The organism is Streptomyces sp. NPDC054834 (genome assembly GCF_053611185.1).
The window spans coordinates 1-14733 of the sequence record NZ_JBSGZV010000060.1 but is presented as its reverse complement, the minus strand read 5'-3'; the positions used below and the strand labels follow the sequence as shown (position 1 = coordinate 14733).

The window sequence follows — 14733 nt, the reverse complement described above, 5'->3', positions numbered from 1 at the left end:
AGAGCGTCAGGCCGTCTCGGGGTTGATCGAGGTGGGCGATGTCGGCGAGGCGGGCGAGCCGCTCGTTGCCCCGGCCGGCCGGGGGGAGGTGGTGCTGCGGTTGCTCCGGAGTTCGGCCGTGCACGCGGCGCACAGGAAGCGGCACACCGCGGCGAAGGGGTCGGTCGTGCCGGTCCCGAGCTCGGCCAGGCAACCGCAGTTGTCGCAGACCAGGCCGATGAGCTTGCGGAGTTCGTCGAGCTGGCTCGCGAACGCGGCGCGCTCGTCGGGGAGCATGGCTGCGACGATCCGCTGAGCATCGTTCCGGTCGCCGGCGAGTACGGCACACACAGCTGCCGTCTCCGGAAACGCGGCGGCGACGGTCGCCGTGACGTCGGTCGGGTGGCAGCAGGTCGGCGACTGGAGGTCGCGGCCGTCGTCTTCGGCCAGGCCGGAGTCGGGGGGGACCAGCGGTGCGGGCGTCTCGTACGGGGCGGTGATCTTGTCGAGGGCCCCGCGGATGCGGTCTGCGTTGCCCAGGACGAAGAAGCGCTGCTGCTCGGGCGTGATGCCGTTCAGGTGAGCGGCCCTCTCGTCCTCGGGCGGGCCGGCCGTCTCGGCCAAGTGCTCCAGGTAGAGCGTCGCCACGACCAGCTCGCTGATCATCGGCGTTTCCGTGGCTCGGGTGCTGGGGCCCACTGCTTCGGCGGACTCGAGTGCCTCCGCGCGGCTGTGGGTGATGTCCATGGTCGTCATGGGGCGCTGGCCTTCCGTGTCGGTCGGAGCCCGTCTGTCGGGCCTCTGCGCTGCCCCGGCCCGCGAGGGGTCGGTGCGGCACAGGGGTCCGGCAGGTCAGGCGCTGACCGGCTCGTCCTCCGCCTCGTGGTTGAGGTGCTGCTCCAGGAGGTCACGCACCTGGTCCATGGACGTGACGGGGACCGGCTCGTCCTCGGTCTCCGGGACGATGAAGGCGTATTCGTGGGTCGCGAACTTGCCGTCCTCGTTCTTGCGGTAGTGCACGTAGGCGCCGTCGGTGAGGGGGAAAAGGGCGCTAGTGCCGTCGATGCCCACCCACAGCTTGGCGCTGTGCAGGAGGTTCCCGGCGGGGTCGATCTTCCCGGAGTACATCGCGGCGTCGTGGGCGCCGCCGGCCCGGGCGGCCTCGGTCAGGCGGTCGATGAGTTCCTCGGCGTCGGTGGGCAGGTCCTCGTCCGTCTCCTGTGTGTCCAGCCCGTAGGCCGGGGAGGTCGAGGTGCGGGTGAGGGTGCGCAGCGGCGACATGAACGAGTCGACGAGCTCGCTGACGCCGAAGGCGAAGGTGATTGCGGTGAGGCCGGCGCAGAAGGCTGCCCAGGTCGGCGTGGTGCGGCCGGGCCAGCCGTCGACTCCGGCGGTGGTCAGCAGGGCGGGCGCGTTGTAGCCCAGTACGCCGCCGGTTCCGGCGGCGGCGAGCATGACGAGGTTTTCGAAGCCGGCCATGGCGATGGCGGCGGTGGTGCGCATGGTCTTGCCCATGAGGTTCTCCTCCTTGGGGAGTTCGGGAGCGGTGTGGGAAAGGCGCAGGCCGCCCGATCCGGGATCAGGCGGCCTGCGGAAGGGGGCCGAGCAGTCGGTGGTGCGCGTCGCGTTGGGCGGCGACGGTCATGTGCTCGTCCTGAGATCCGATGGGGTTGTCTGCTGTGTTGCCGTCCGAGGGGAGCGCGGGCGTGAAGTCCATGGGGGCACCTCACCCGTCGGCCCCGACCAGGACGGCGACCATCAGCCCCGACCACCGGTCACGATCAGGCAACGTGTTGCCTGATCTGCCGTGGTCGGGGTGTTGGTGGGGCCGACCATGACGGGCCTGGGCGTTGGAGTGCCCGGTCCCGCGTTGTGGTCGGCCCTGTACCGCCGCGGAGAAGGCGTGGTGATCGCTGTGGTCAGCTTGCTGCCCGCCGACTCCATGGCGGCGGGAGCGGCTCATTGCAGCCGCTCTCCGCCAGTCGCGGTCCGAACCCGCTCCTGGAGGCTGTCGGGGTCCGCGTCTTCTCCTTGCGCGCTGCCGGGTATGGGACGCAGCAGTTCCAACACCCCGTCCAGTTCATCCGGCTTCACCAGGACGGCGCGCGCCTTGGAGCCCTCGCTGGGACCGACGATGTCGCGGAACTCTAGGAGGTCCATCAGCCGCCCGGCCTTCGCGAAGCCGACCCGGAGCTTGCGCTGGAGCATGGACGTCGAACCGAACTGGGTGGAGACGACCAGTTCGGCCGCCTCGCACAGCAGGTCGAGGTCGTCGCCGATCTCTTCGTCGATCTCCTTCTTCTGCTGGGTGCCCACGACGTCGTCCCGGAAGACGGGCGTCATCTTCTCCTTGCAGTGCTGGACGACGGCCGCGATCTCGTTCTCGGTCACGAAGGCGCCCTGCATACGGGCCGGTGTGCTCGCCCCCATCGGCAGGAACAGTCCGTCGCCCTTGCCGATCAGCTTCTCGGCGCCGGGCTGGTCGAGGATGACGCGCGAGTCGGTGAGCGAGGCGGTGGCGAAGGCGAGCCGTGAGGGCACGTTCGCCTTGATCAGACCGGTGACGACGTCCACCGAGGGCCGCTGGGTGGCAAGCACCAGGTGGATGCCGGCCGCGCGCGCGAGCTGCGTAATGCGCACGATCGCGTCCTCGACGTCGCGCGGGGCGACCATCATCAGGTCGGCGAGCTCGTCGACGATCACCAGCAGGTACGGGTACGGCTGGAGCTCCCGCTCGCTGCCCGCCGCCGCCTTCACTGTGCCGTTTCGTACGGCGGCGTTGAAGTCGTCGATGTGCCGAAACCCGTACGCCGCGAGGTCGTCGTAGCGCAGATCCATCTCGCGTACGACCCATTGGAGGGCCTCGGCGGCCCGCTTCGGGTTGGTGATGATCGGCGTGATCAGGTGCGGGATGCCCTCGTAGGCGGTCAGCTCGACGCGCTTGGGATCGATGAGGACCATGCGGACGTCCTCGGGGGTCGCGCGCACCATGATGCAAGTGATCAGGCAGTTAATGCACGAGGACTTGCCGGAGCCGGTGGCTCCGGCGACCAGGATGTGCGCCATCTTCGCGAGGTTGGCCATCACGTAGCCGCCCTCGACGTCCTTGCCGAGCGCCACCAGCAGGGGATGGTCGTCCTCGGCGGCCGCGGCCAGCCGCAGCACGTCACCGAGGTTGACCATCTCGCGGTCGGTGTTGGGGATCTCGATGCCGACCGCGGACTTGCCGGGGATCGGGGAGATGATCCGCACCTCCGGGCTGGCGACGGCGTACGCGATGTTCTTCGTCAGCGCGGTGATCCGCTCGACCTTCACGGCCGGACCGAGCTCGACCTCGTAGCGCGTGACCGTCGGCCCGCGCGTGAAGCCGGTGACGGCAACGTCGACCTTGAACTCGGAGAAGAGGTTCGTCAGCGACCCGACGACCGCGTCGTTGGCGGCACTACGCGCCTTGCCGGGCCCGCCGCGCGCGAGGAGTTCGAGCGAGGGCAGCGCGTACGTGATGTCACCGGACAGACGGAGCTGTTCCGGTCGCGCGGGAACATCGCGCTCCTCGCCAGCGGACGGCGCCTTGGTGAGGTCGGGGACCACCAGGGGAGTCGACGTCATCGCGGGCGGCTGCGCGGCGAGGGCCGGCGTTGCTGCGGCCTTGAGATTCCCGCGCGGCGCGAGGGCCGCCTGGTCGATGCCGTCGGGGTCGTACGCCTCTTCGACGGGCCCGCGACGGCGGGCGCGCGCGGCTGGCGGCGGCTCGTGCAGCTGCTCCGGGAATCGCTCGTCGTCCTCACTGGGCATGTCGGCTGTCCGCTCCTGGACGACGCCGAGGTGCACGACGAGCGCCCGCAGCCGCTGCGGGATGGCGTTGACCGTGGTGGCCGTGACGACCAGTAGCCCGAAGACAGTGAGCAGCACCAGCAGTGGTGCGGCCAGCACGTCGCTCACGGTGTAGGTCAGCGGGGTCGCGACGCCCCAGCCGATCAGTCCGCCGGCGTCCCGAATGGCCTGCATGCCGTCGTTCCGCGCGGGCGAGTGGGACGCGATGTGGATCAGTCCGAGGACGCCGATCAGCAGCGTGGACAGGCCGATCACGATGCGGCCGTTTGCCGTGGGTTTCTCGGGGTGCTGGACGAGCCGGACGGCGATCACCACGAGGAGGATCGGCACGAGCAGGTCGAGCCTCCCGAAGGCGCCGGTCACCAGGATTTCGACCAGGTCGCCGACCGGGCCCTTGAGGTCGGCCCAGGTGCCCGCGGCGATGATCAGCGCGAGGGCGAACAACAGCAGTGCGGCGCCGTCTTTGCGGTGTGCCGGGTCGAGGTTCCTGGCGCCCCGCCCCATCGTGCGGAACAGCCGGGACATCATCCTGGTAAAGCTGGGCGCCGATTTCGCGGCGGTCCTCTTGGCGGGGGACCTCTTCGCCGCGGCCCTTTTTGCGGGCGTCCTCTTCGCCGCGGCCCTCTTGGCCGGTGTGGTCTTGGCCGGTGCCCTCTTGGCGGGGGTCCTCTTGGCTGCGGCCCTTTTTGCGGCGGGTTTCTTGGTGGGCGTCTTCTTCACGGTGGCCTCCAGGGAGGTTGGGTAGGCAGGCGGTGCTTGGGTGACGGGGACCTGGCGGATCGGTCATCTGCCGGCGCCGTGACGTGGCCCGGGTCTTCTGCCGTTACGCAAGCGAGGTCACGACGAGCGCGAGGCCGACGTAGGCGATGAGGACGACGACTGCCGGCCAGAGACGGGGGCGCGCCGCCCCGGCAAGGGAAGTTGGTGACGAGGACCGCCAGGACGCGGTCTGGGTGGCCGGGCGGACACCGCACGGCCCCGCGGTTCCGCCTGTTGGGGCGGCGAGCGGGGGCGTACGGAGAACGGCCGATCACTGGTGGAGCGGGATAATGCGGAATCGGGCGATATCGTGCGAGGCCAACGTCACTCCCTGTTGCTGGGGAGTTCGTTGTTGGTGGTGCCGAACCACTTGGTTTCGGTGTGCAGTTCGTTGTGCTGCACGTAGTTCGGGCCCGTGTAGTGGTTGACCGTGGGGGTCGGGAGGGCGGAGGCGCCGTCGCGTACGGCGCGCCCGATCATTCGGGCTGCGACACCGATCGACGTGATCACTCCGACGGTGCCCACGCCGACGATGGTCAGCGTCGTCGGGCTGACGTGGGACAGCCGCCACAACACCAGCGAGATGGCGGCGCTGACCGGCAGCGAGCCGAACGAGTACACGAGAACGAGCGCCGCGTGGTCCGTGGCCCGCTTGGACATGGGCGGTCGTCCGTGCCGATCGAACGGCACGTCGTCTCCCGTGGCGGGCTTGGGCGGGGGAAGGTCGGGGGCAACGAGTCTGGTGGTCGTGGGGGCGTTACTGCTGTACCAGTTGGCCAGCATGCGTGCCTCGTCGACCGCTTCCTGAGCCGTCTGTCCCCGCTTGAGGCCTGCGAGGTCGTCGGCCATGTCGTGTGTCTCCTTGCTGGCGAGTGTCGAGGGGTGGACGCGAGAGGCGGCCCGCGCCGAGCGGGCCGCCTCTCGGCTGGGGGTGGTTCTACTTGGACGAGACGGAGTTGACGGTCTGGGTGGCCGACTGGACTCCGTTGCCGAGCATGTCCTGGACCTTCTGGACGCCACCTGCTCCCCAGGGGGTGGCGACCAGGAGGATCCAGAACAGGGAGACGGCGAGGAATTCCCGGCGGCGGAAGGAGCTGTCCTTCTTGAACCAGATGCCGAGGCCGATGCAGACGATCAGGAAGAGGCCGGTGGTGGTGAGGGTCATGGGGATGTCTCCGATTCGGTGAGGGCTGGGCGGGTCAGGCGTCGACGCGTTCGCCGTCGAGGGGTGCGGCCGTGTACCAGTCGCGGTCGATCTGGGTGAGCTTGCCGAGCCGTTCCAGGCGGGTCGTGGCGTTCGCGACGTTGGACGGCTTGAGCTCGGTGACCTCGGCGATCTGCTTGTTGCGGCGGGCACCGCCGTCGACCGCGGACCAGACCTTCTGGGTGCGGGTGAGGGGCACGAGTTCGTCCAGGTCCTCGTCCTCGGCGCTGTCGTCTTCCGTGTCGACGGCCGGGGCGGGCTTGAGGTCGATGACGGTGGTGTTCGGGTTGTTCTTGGACTGCTCCTGCTTGATCAGGTCGAGGAGGAAGGCTTCCTCCTCAGCGGCGTCCATGTAGCGGTACTCCTCGCGCCGCAGGTACGCGGTGCCGGCCGCCTCGGCCTCCTGGTCGGTGAGGGTCGGCATGGGGAACTGCCGGGCGACGCGGGCGGGGTTGGTGTGGAACATCGCCCGGGACTGGGTGTACTGGGCTTTGCCGTCCGCGAGGTAGAACAGGCCGCCGGTCTCGGACCCGTCCGGGAACCGGTCGGGGAGGGGTTCTAGGCGGAATTCCGGGGTGCGGGAGCCGAGCGACATCACGTCGACGTCGGCGCGGGCTGTGCGGAACAGGCCGATGTTCCCGGACTGGAGCATGTCGCGAATGGCGTTCGCGCTGCTGTCGGATCCGATGGAGTCCAGGTTCGGGATCTGCACCCAGGCACGTGCGGCGACCCCGGCCGCCCTGGAGAGGCGGCCCACGCTGGACATGGCGCGCGTCAGCGGCTTGACGTGGAAGGCTTGAGGGTCCTTGAGGACCATCTCGTTGAACTCGTCCCACGTGACGGCCATCGGGGCGAAGGGCTCGCCGGGCACGAAGAAGGACCGGCCCTGCTCGATGAACCCCTCCGCGTCCAGCCACTGCATCTTCATCTGCTCGCTGTAGCGGTACTCGCTGACCCGGTTGGCGCCCTGGCCCATGAGCATGGCCCCGACCGGGGACTTGACCAGCCAGTCGAGGTCCCCGAACCAGGATGCGTACCCGGCGCCGCCCTTGCCGTCGGCCAGCCAGGAGATGAAGCCGTTGATGCGCTGGGCGACCTGGAGGTCTTCCTCGAGGGAGGTCTTGCCGGCGCCGGTGGTTCCGGAGCCGAAGGAGTGCACCGCGGATGCGGACGGGCGCCCGGACATGCCGCGGCGCATGGGGTCGAACTTCAGCAGCCGCCACTTCGCCGGGCGGCCGTAGATGTCCTTGCCGACCGTGACATAGCCCTGGTCGTCCATGGTCAGGGCCCGCAGGTCGAGCGCCACCCCGTCCTGGAGCGGGTTGGTGCTCATCTCGTTGACTTCGATCCTGCGGGCGTCGATCACGCGCAGGTGAAGCCGTGCGACGGCGTCCTCGCCGGGCAGGTCGAGAGCCTGGGCGATGCTGCGCGGCTGCACCTCGGCGACCGAGGCACCGCGGCGCGGCATCAGGATCTTGAACTGGCGGCCGAACTCCGTCTCCTGCACGTCGTACAACTCGCTGCCGCCGTACGGGCCGAACTCCTCCCACACGGCCGGAAGGTCGTCCATGTCCAGATCGGCGGCCGCGGCGGTGCGCAGCCGGACGGTGAGCTTGGCTCGGCTGGCGGACATGTCGTCGGGCCGGTACACGTTGACCGCCCGGGGCGGCACGTCGAACGCGATCGAGATCTCGTCCTGGCCGACGGACAGGGCGGGTCTGGCGGTGGTGGAGACGATGATCGCGGTCAGCTTGTCGTCGTCCAGGTCGACGTTGACGAGCTTGGAGTCTGGCAGCGGGCCGCGCTCGCAGGCGATCCACTCATCCCACCGGGCCAGGTACCAGTTCGCCCCTTCCGGGTGTCCGGCCGGTTCGACGGCCAGATCGGGACGGTCCCAGACCCACGAGCCCCATGCCGACCCGAGCGAGGCGCCGACGATGCGAGCCCACCAGGGCAGGTCCATGAAGCCGCTGGCGGGGATCGCCACCAGAGGTCCGGCTCGCAGCGCCATCTCGGCGGGCGTGTACCGGCGCCACCAGCCGCTCTCCCAGTCGGGCAGGCCGTTGGCCCATATCCGGCGCAGTGTCGCGCAGCGGACGCGGTAGGCCTCGGCCTTCGCCGCGCGGACGAGTTCGGCGCGGTCGTCGCGGTGGCGCCAGCCGTCGGCGATGCCGATGGTCGGCACGAGCAGGCCGTCGCTGCCCACGGACGGCGTGTAGCCGTCGTCGAGGGCGAGGCGGCGGCGCATCCGGCGGACCTTGCGCCGGTAGCCGCGCCGGCTGCTGCGGGACAGCCACTCCCACGGCTCTCCGTGCCCAGGCAGCCAGCGCCACGGGCCGGGGTTCACGGCGAGAGCGGTCCAGCCGGCCGCGAGGCCGGTGGCGCCGATCGTGGTGAACAGGAGCGGGTCGCCGGACAGCAGGCCGGAGGCGATGCCGAGGCCGGATCCCACGTACAGGCCGGGGTTTTGCATCCGGGCCGCACGGGCGCGCAGCCCAGTCAGCTCCTGCGGAGTGTCTTCTTCTTCCGTCGTCGTTTCGGTCGTTGCTGCCATCCGGCTTTCTCCGATTCCGGGATGCCACAAGGGCGGGGGCCGCGACTGCGGCCCCCGCCCTTGGTGGTGTCGTGTCTGGCGCCTACTGGGGCTTGATGAACTGGCGGCTGGCCATCGGCACGTGGTGGGTCTTGTTGGCGTCCGCCATCCGGCCGTGCTGGCCCGCGGTCTCCTCGGCCAGGCCCTGCGCCACGGTCGACAGGCTGTCGGAGGCCGAGACGATCGAGCCGACGTTGGCCGACATGGCCTCCGACAGCGTCGAGACCTCCATGTAGGCGGTGGTGGTCGGCTCGTCGACCTCGAGGACCGTCATCGCCTCGGACAGGTACTTCGCCGAGGCGCCGCGGTCGTCGAAGCGCGACTTGAGCCGTTCCACGGCCCGCTTGGTGTTGGCGGCGCGGATGCCGTACGCCGCAGCCCTCGCGAGGACGGCGGCGTAGGTGACGACCGCGCCGACGGTCTTGGTTGCGCTCATGGTCAGGCTCCCCTCGTCTCGTAGATCTCGGTGTGCGCGGCAGTGTCCTCGGCGTCGACCGCGTCGGAGATGTAGACGTCGCGGTCGGCCACGGACTCCATGTCCTTGGCGATGTCCGCGTAGAGACCCTGGCCGGCCACCAGCAGGGCCTTGGCCTTCACGACGGCCTCGCCCTGGGCTTTCGTGTTCGACTTCAGCTGGTCGAGCTCCGAGTCGATCACCCCGTACTGCTCCTTGCCTCGGGTGACCCAGGCCATGACCCTCGGTCCGAAGCCCTTGGCCTCCATGGCCGCGAGCAGGGAGTCGGCGCGGCTGATCTCGCGCTGGCACCGTTTGCCGATGCGGTCGTAGACGACCAGGTCGTCTTCGCACATCAGGGAGAGCTCGTCGCTCTCGTCCACGACGGACTCGTACGAGACCTCTGCTGCCATTCGCCCAACTCCTCCTCCGGCGGCGGCCGGTTCCTTCGTGTTCGTCGATTCGGTCGGGGCCGCTCCGGGATCCGTCACGGCAGGTGCGACGGCCGGGTCGGGTTCCGTCACGGCAGGTGCGGGCGGTCTGACGGTGTCCGTCACGGCCGTGCCGCCTTCCGTGACGCGCTTCTTCTTCTCGAGGTCCGCCAGACGGGCTGCCCGTTCCTCGCCCTCAAGCGGGATGTAGATGGGCTGCCGGCCCGGAAGCGTCCGTGGCGGTGCCTGGCCGGGCACCGGGTCCGTCTCCTCCGAGCTGCGGGGTTCCGGTACCGGCGCGGGCCCATCTGCGGCTCCCTCAGGTGCCTCCGCCCCGTCAGGGACGCTGGGAGCCGTGAAATCGTCCAACGACGGGTCCCAGGCGTACACGCTCGCCCAGTCCACCTCCCCGTCGTCGGGGCCATGTGCGGCTTCCTCAGGGGCCGTTGGGGTGGTTGCGGCACCTGGAGCCCCGTCGTCGGCCGTTGGCGGCTCAGAGGTCCCCTCAGGGGGCTTCTCGCCTGCTTCAGGCTCCGACGGCGGGTCCGGCCTGGCCAGGGATACGCCCTCGCCCTTGCCGCTGTCGGTTCCGGCGGTCGGCGGCTCCGCCGGGACCGGCGGCACCGTCGGCGGGTGGGCCGGCGGCAGCGGGACGAGCACCGGAGCCGGGTCCGGGTGGCCTTCCGCACGACGTCGCCGGCGGTACTCGCGTACCGCGCCCTTGCCCGTGTCCTTGGCCCAGGCAACGCCCTGCGCGGCCCACAGGCCGGCGCGGCGCCCCACCGGGGTGGCCACCCGCTCGATCCGGGTGTGGCCGCGCCAGCCGGACCGGAACGCCTCCGGGAGCGTGAGCGCCGGGTCGCGTTCCGAGGCCGGCGCCTCCTTCCACGGCGAGACTCCAGGCTTGCGTTCGGCGGGCGCAGCGATGCCGTGCTTGTCGGCGATCTTCTGCACGGTCTTCTCGTGCCGGGTCTTCTCCCGAAGGATGTCTCGCTGCGCCGGGGACAGCCCCAGTTTCGCCTGCTCGCTCTGCGCGCCATGCGTGTGGACGAGCCACGCGCACACCGCGAGAAGCAGAACTTCCATCGCATTCCCCTCACGGACTGCAACCGGGGGGAGTGAACGCGGCCCTCGTGCGCGTACGTACGCGTGTAGGGCCGGGTCGCGTTCATCTCCCCCCGGGGTGAATGAATGAGTGAACGATCACCGTGTGTAGCGGTCGGTGATCCGCTGGAGGGCGTCGCGGACGTCGCGCCAGGCGCGGTTGGCGACCACCGGATCGGGGTCGCGCAGCACGCCGCGCAGCCGGTCGAGTCGCTTGATCGCACCCTCCTTGGCGGACCTCCCGTCCGCCTCTCTGATCTCCTTCGTCCAGTACGCAGAACCGCGTACGGAGTGGCGGTCGGTGGTCTGCTGGAGGAGGTTGCCGACGTCGCGCCAGGCGCGGTCGGCGACCACCGGATCGAGTCGGCGCAGTACGCCGTGCAGCCGGTCCAGTCGCTTGATCGCACCCTCCTTGGGGGATCGCGCGTCAGCCTTTTTGACCTCTTTTATCCAGTACGCGGATCCACCCATCGGACCTGGTTTTCCTCCGTTCGTTCGGGGGGCCGGGTGGGGGGTGCAGAGCGCGCCGGGTCTGCTCGCCGGGTCTGCTGCCGGGTCTGCGAACGTTCCGCTCACCGGGTCACTCACCAGCTCACTCACCGGACTGCTATGCACCTTTTCGACTGCTTCCGGCAGTCGCAGCAAAGGCCAACCCTCCGGGGCGAGTTGGCCTTCACTGGTGGTGCCGGACACCGCTCAGGCGTCGGTCTTCTCGGGCGTCTCGGACTCCTCGTGCGACATCAGGTGACCCCAGACGCGGCGCACCCGCTCCTCGCCACCGACGAAACCGGCGTCGCGGAAGGCAGCGACGGCCTGGCGGTACGACAGCGGCGGATCGTCGGAGTAGCGCAGGTGCCGCAGGACGACCTCCAGCTGCGCCTCGGTCAACCGCTCGCCCGTCACCGGGGTGGGCACGCCCGCGACGGCCGCGACCTCTTCGAGGGTGACGGGGTGCGACGACTCCTGTGACGGCGTCTCGTCCGTGACCGACCCGGGCGTGACAGAGCCGTCGACCGTGACGGTTTCCGTCACACCGTGCGCGACGGCGCCCATGACGGTGTGCGTCACGGTGTCCGTGACGGATTCCGTGGACTGTGACGGCCGCGCAGTCGTGTCGCCGCTGACCTGCGTGCCTGCCTGCGTCGCACCCTCCGGGCCGCTCGTGACGGCGGCGTCACGGGGCGGCGGGTTCGTCACGGAGTGCGTGCCGTCGGTGTGACGGACCGCCTGGTCCGTGACGGACCCCGTGCCAGAACCGTCGCGCCCGGTCGTGCCGGGAAGCGCGGGCGTGACGGATGTCAGGTCGAACATGCCGGCCAGCGCGTCGTTCGCGCCTGCCGTCATCCGGTCCCGCTGAACCGTCACGAGGCCCGCGCCGAGCGTCGCGTCGCCCGTGCCGACCTTCTTTGCCAGGTCCCACGACTTCAGCTCCGACTCCTTGCGCGTCTTCTCGTCGGGGTGGTTCGCGGCACGGGCCCGGTGGTACGCGAGCTGCTGCATCGTCTTCGCGGTCCGGCGCTGGGCCTCCATGTCGACGCCGGTGACCCGGATGACGATGCGGCGGGCCAGCAGGCCCATGCCCTCCGCAGAGGAGCACATGGCCAGCGGCGTGACGGCGAAGACGATCGCCTCGGTAGCGGTCTGCGCGACGGCGGCGCCGGTGCCGGAGGCCGCTGCGGGCAGCAGCCACAGCCCGACCCGGACGGCGGCCGGCGAAGACTGGCCCAGCAGGGTCAGCCCGACGTAGACGAGCGCCAGGGACAGCGTGGCGCCCTCACCGGCGGCGACCACACCCCAGGCGGTGGCCGAGCGGTGGAAGACGCCGGTGATGTTGCTGTAGGTGCCCCACGCTCCGAGGCCGGCGAAGACGACCATCGGCACGGCGGCGGCGATGAGGATGATGCGCTGGCCCCGGGTCAGCTTCGCTGCCAGGGGAGGGGAAGTGGATGTGGGTGTGGGTGTCATGGTTCATCACTCCTGAAGGCAGTTGAGGGACAAAGGGGCCGGGCCCGGCACGGGGGGAAGGTCGTACCGGGCCCGGCAGCATCAAGGCCGGCCTCCCGTCGCGGAGGCCAGCCGTGGAGCACGGGATCGGGGGAAGTCCCTGCTGCTCCCTGCCGGTCCCGCCGAGGTAGATCGGCAGGACCGACAGGGAGCCCCGGGCGAGATGGCCCCGGGGTGGGTGTCAGACGAGTTCGCTGTCGCTCAGGTCCTTGTCGCCGGCCATGACCTGAACCTCACGCAGCCGCTCGCGCTGCGCGTCGACCTCCTTGTGGAGCCGGTCGACGAGACGGTCGCCGAAGCCGCGCCAGCTCGACGTGGATGCCTTGTAGGCGTCGGGCCAGACGATGTGCCAGTCGGAGGCGTCCAGACCGATCTCCTGCGCGACGGTGCGCAGCGGAAGGTCTTCGTCCTCGCCCGCGACCCGGATCTGCTCCTCGGCGAGCTGTGAGAGCTTCTCCGCGATCTCGTCGAACGCCTCGGCCGCGGACTCGGCGGCGCGTTCGGCGTCGGTCAGCCGCAGCAGCTGGGCGCGCCAGCGGCCGTCCTCGGTGGTCCAGAACTCGCGGAAGGTGGCACCCAGCTGGTCGTGGGCGGCCGTCCAGGCCCCCCACAGCGGCGCGGCCTTCTTCAGGAGCGGTGCAGCCTGCCGCCGTAACCGTGCCTTCGACCACAGGATCCGCGCGGCGTCGTATTCGTCCGACAGCGCGGTGGACTGCTCTCGGGTCATCGTCCTGTCACGGATGGCCTCGAGTGGCATCTGCGGCTGCTCTTCGAGGCCGGTGAACGCCTGGAACGAGTAGGTCGTGCACCCCGGGAAACGTCCGGGCTCGGAGCGGACAAAGAGTGGATGGTGGTAGCGGGAGATGTCCGTGGCCATGGCGGCCCGCGTCGTGGTGCCGGGCTGGTAGCGGGACATCAGACCGGTGTCGTCCAGCGGCGTCTTGAGGGGAATGAGCTCAGCCATCGATCCTCCAATGATCGAAAACCCGGGGCCCTCCCGGGCTCACAGGCAAAGCAGGCGGGATGCCCGGGTGGGATCAGGCAGTCGCGGAGGCCGGCACGGGACGGCATGGGGCGACGATCTCTCCGCCGGGCAGCAGCTCACCGGTGTCGTCGACTATGCCGATCAGTCTTCTGGGTGTCTTTGATGTCCAACTCGCTGTCACAGTCGGGCCTTTCGGTGCTACATGGACGGGTTCTGTTCGCCTGTCCATGTCGTCCTGGGGTGTGGTGTGTCGTTCGCTGTGCAGAGGCTGCGGCTGTCCGAGGAGGGTCCGGTCTCGTACACGGTGGTGGGGGACGACGGCTTGCCCGTCGATGCCGTGGAGGAGTTCCTCGCGTACCTGGCGGCGAGGGGCGCGTCGCCGAATACCGTGCAGGGCTACGCGTACGACCTGCGGGATTTCTTCGTCTGGCTGGAGCAGACGGGTCTCGACTTCCGGCGCGTGCGCTTGGAGGTCCTGGCCCAGTTCTTCGACTGGCTGCGTCGTCCTAAGCTCGCTCGTGCGCCGGGGGTGTTCGTGCTGCCCGGTGTTGGCCAGGCGTTGGAGAACACCACGTTGCAGCGGAAGCGGGCCGCGCTGGCGTCGTTCTACCGGTTCCACGCCCGGCGGGACGAGGACGTGCCGGCGCTGCTGGGGAACTTGCTGGGCAGGCAGCCGACCGGCTCCTACACACCGATGCTGGCGCACACCCAGCGGGGCGGCGAAGTCGAGTACAGCCCGATCCGCATCCCCGCCCATCGCAAGCCGCCCCGGACGCTGACTGAGAACGAGGTCCAGCGGCTGATGAGCGCCTGCAACCGGCGCCGGGACCGGTTCCTGATCGCGCTCCTCGACGACTCGGGGCTGCGGATCAGCGAGGCCCTGGGCCTGCGGCATGCTGACCTGAACCTCCGCAAGGGCGAGGTGCACGTCGTTCCGCGCGAGAACAATGCCAACCGGGCCCGCGTCAAGGGCATGAAGGGCCGGATCGTCCCCGTGAGGCCGGAGCTGTTCGACCGCTACGCCGCCTACATGGAGAGCGAGTACGGCACGCTGGACTGCGACTTTGTGTTCGTCAATCTCTTCCGCGAGCCGATCGGCTCCCCGATGAGCCGGGCGAACGTCAACGAGCTGGTGGAACGCCTGCAGAAGCGGACAGGCATCACGCACTTCTCGCCGCACGCCTGCCGGCACACCTACGCCACACGGCTGTTGCGGGCCGAGGTGCCGATCGAGGTCGTGGCCGAACTCCTTGGTCATGCCAGCCCGCAGACCACGGCCGAGATCTACAGTAACCCTCAGGAATTGCATCAGACGGGCGAGAAACCGCAGGTCGCGAGGTCAGGGAAGGGCCTGACGAGGACTTCATCCTCCTGCAACCTGGCGGC

At 69.9% G+C, this 14733-nt stretch carries 14 protein-coding genes; 2 read left to right on the top strand and 12 right to left on the bottom strand.

The window, feature by feature from the left end; translation table 11 throughout:
- Positions 1–6: 6 nt before the first annotated feature.
- From ACWGJM_RS43500 to ACWGJM_RS43485, 4 genes are all read right to left on the bottom strand, one after another.
- Complete coding sequence (locus tag ACWGJM_RS43500; RefSeq protein ID WP_453417300.1) at positions 7–735, bottom strand: hypothetical protein; 729 nt, start codon at positions 733–735, stop codon at positions 7–9.
- Positions 736–831: 96 nt separating this feature from the next.
- Positions 832–1494: a hypothetical protein gene (locus ACWGJM_RS43495; RefSeq protein ID WP_453417299.1), complete on the bottom strand. Its 663-nt coding sequence runs from the start codon at positions 1492–1494 to the stop codon at positions 832–834.
- 64 nt (positions 1495–1558) lie between these two features.
- A complete protein-coding gene (locus tag ACWGJM_RS43490) occupies positions 1559–1696 on the bottom strand; it encodes a hypothetical protein (RefSeq protein ID WP_453417298.1) in 138 nt (45 codons plus the stop codon).
- Positions 1697–1938: 242 nt separating this feature from the next.
- The gene (locus tag ACWGJM_RS43485; protein ID WP_453417297.1) at positions 1939–4341 is read right to left on the bottom strand and encodes a DNA translocase FtsK; all 2403 of its coding nucleotides are present in this window, start codon (positions 4339–4341) and stop codon (positions 1939–1941) included.
- Here ACWGJM_RS43485 and ACWGJM_RS43480 point away from each other — a divergent pair.
- Positions 4319–4558, top strand: coding sequence for a hypothetical protein (locus ACWGJM_RS43480; protein ID WP_453417296.1), 240 nt, complete (start codon positions 4319–4321; stop codon positions 4556–4558). The genes ACWGJM_RS43485 and ACWGJM_RS43480 overlap by 23 nt on opposite strands.
- Before the next feature lie 338 nt (positions 4559–4896).
- Here ACWGJM_RS43480 and ACWGJM_RS43475 read toward each other — a convergent pair whose 3' ends face one another.
- The 8 genes from ACWGJM_RS43475 to ACWGJM_RS43440 form a co-directional block, all read right to left on the bottom strand.
- Positions 4897–5421, bottom strand: coding sequence for a hypothetical protein (locus ACWGJM_RS43475; RefSeq protein WP_453417295.1), 525 nt, complete (start codon positions 5419–5421; stop codon positions 4897–4899).
- A gap of 88 nt (positions 5422–5509) precedes the next feature.
- Entirely contained in the window at positions 5510–5737 is a 228-nt protein-coding gene (locus ACWGJM_RS43470; protein WP_453417294.1) for a hypothetical protein, read from the bottom strand.
- A 34-nt stretch (positions 5738–5771) separates the two neighbouring features.
- Complete coding sequence (locus ACWGJM_RS43465; RefSeq protein ID WP_453417293.1) at positions 5772–8330, bottom strand: hypothetical protein; 2559 nt, start codon at positions 8328–8330, stop codon at positions 5772–5774.
- An 82-nt stretch (positions 8331–8412) separates the two neighbouring features.
- On the bottom strand, positions 8413–8805 hold the full coding sequence (locus ACWGJM_RS43460) for a hypothetical protein (RefSeq protein ID WP_453417292.1): 393 nt from the start codon (positions 8803–8805) through the stop codon (positions 8413–8415).
- A 2-nt stretch (positions 8806–8807) separates the two neighbouring features.
- Entirely contained in the window at positions 8808–10340 is a 1533-nt protein-coding gene (locus ACWGJM_RS43455; RefSeq protein WP_453417291.1) for a hypothetical protein, read from the bottom strand.
- A gap of 117 nt (positions 10341–10457) precedes the next feature.
- A complete protein-coding gene (locus ACWGJM_RS43450) occupies positions 10458–10829 on the bottom strand; it encodes a hypothetical protein (RefSeq protein WP_453417290.1) in 372 nt (123 codons plus the stop codon).
- A 225-nt stretch (positions 10830–11054) separates the two neighbouring features.
- Positions 11055–12323, bottom strand: coding sequence for a hypothetical protein (locus tag ACWGJM_RS43445; protein WP_453417289.1), 1269 nt, complete (start codon positions 12321–12323; stop codon positions 11055–11057).
- 220 nt (positions 12324–12543) lie between these two features.
- Positions 12544–13326, bottom strand: coding sequence for a hypothetical protein (locus tag ACWGJM_RS43440; protein ID WP_453417288.1), 783 nt, complete (start codon positions 13324–13326; stop codon positions 12544–12546).
- A gap of 343 nt (positions 13327–13669) precedes the next feature.
- Between ACWGJM_RS43440 and ACWGJM_RS43435 the strand changes: the two genes are divergently transcribed.
- The coding region (locus tag ACWGJM_RS43435; protein ID WP_453417287.1) for a tyrosine-type recombinase/integrase at positions 13670–14733 on the top strand (1064 nt) is incomplete at its 3' end.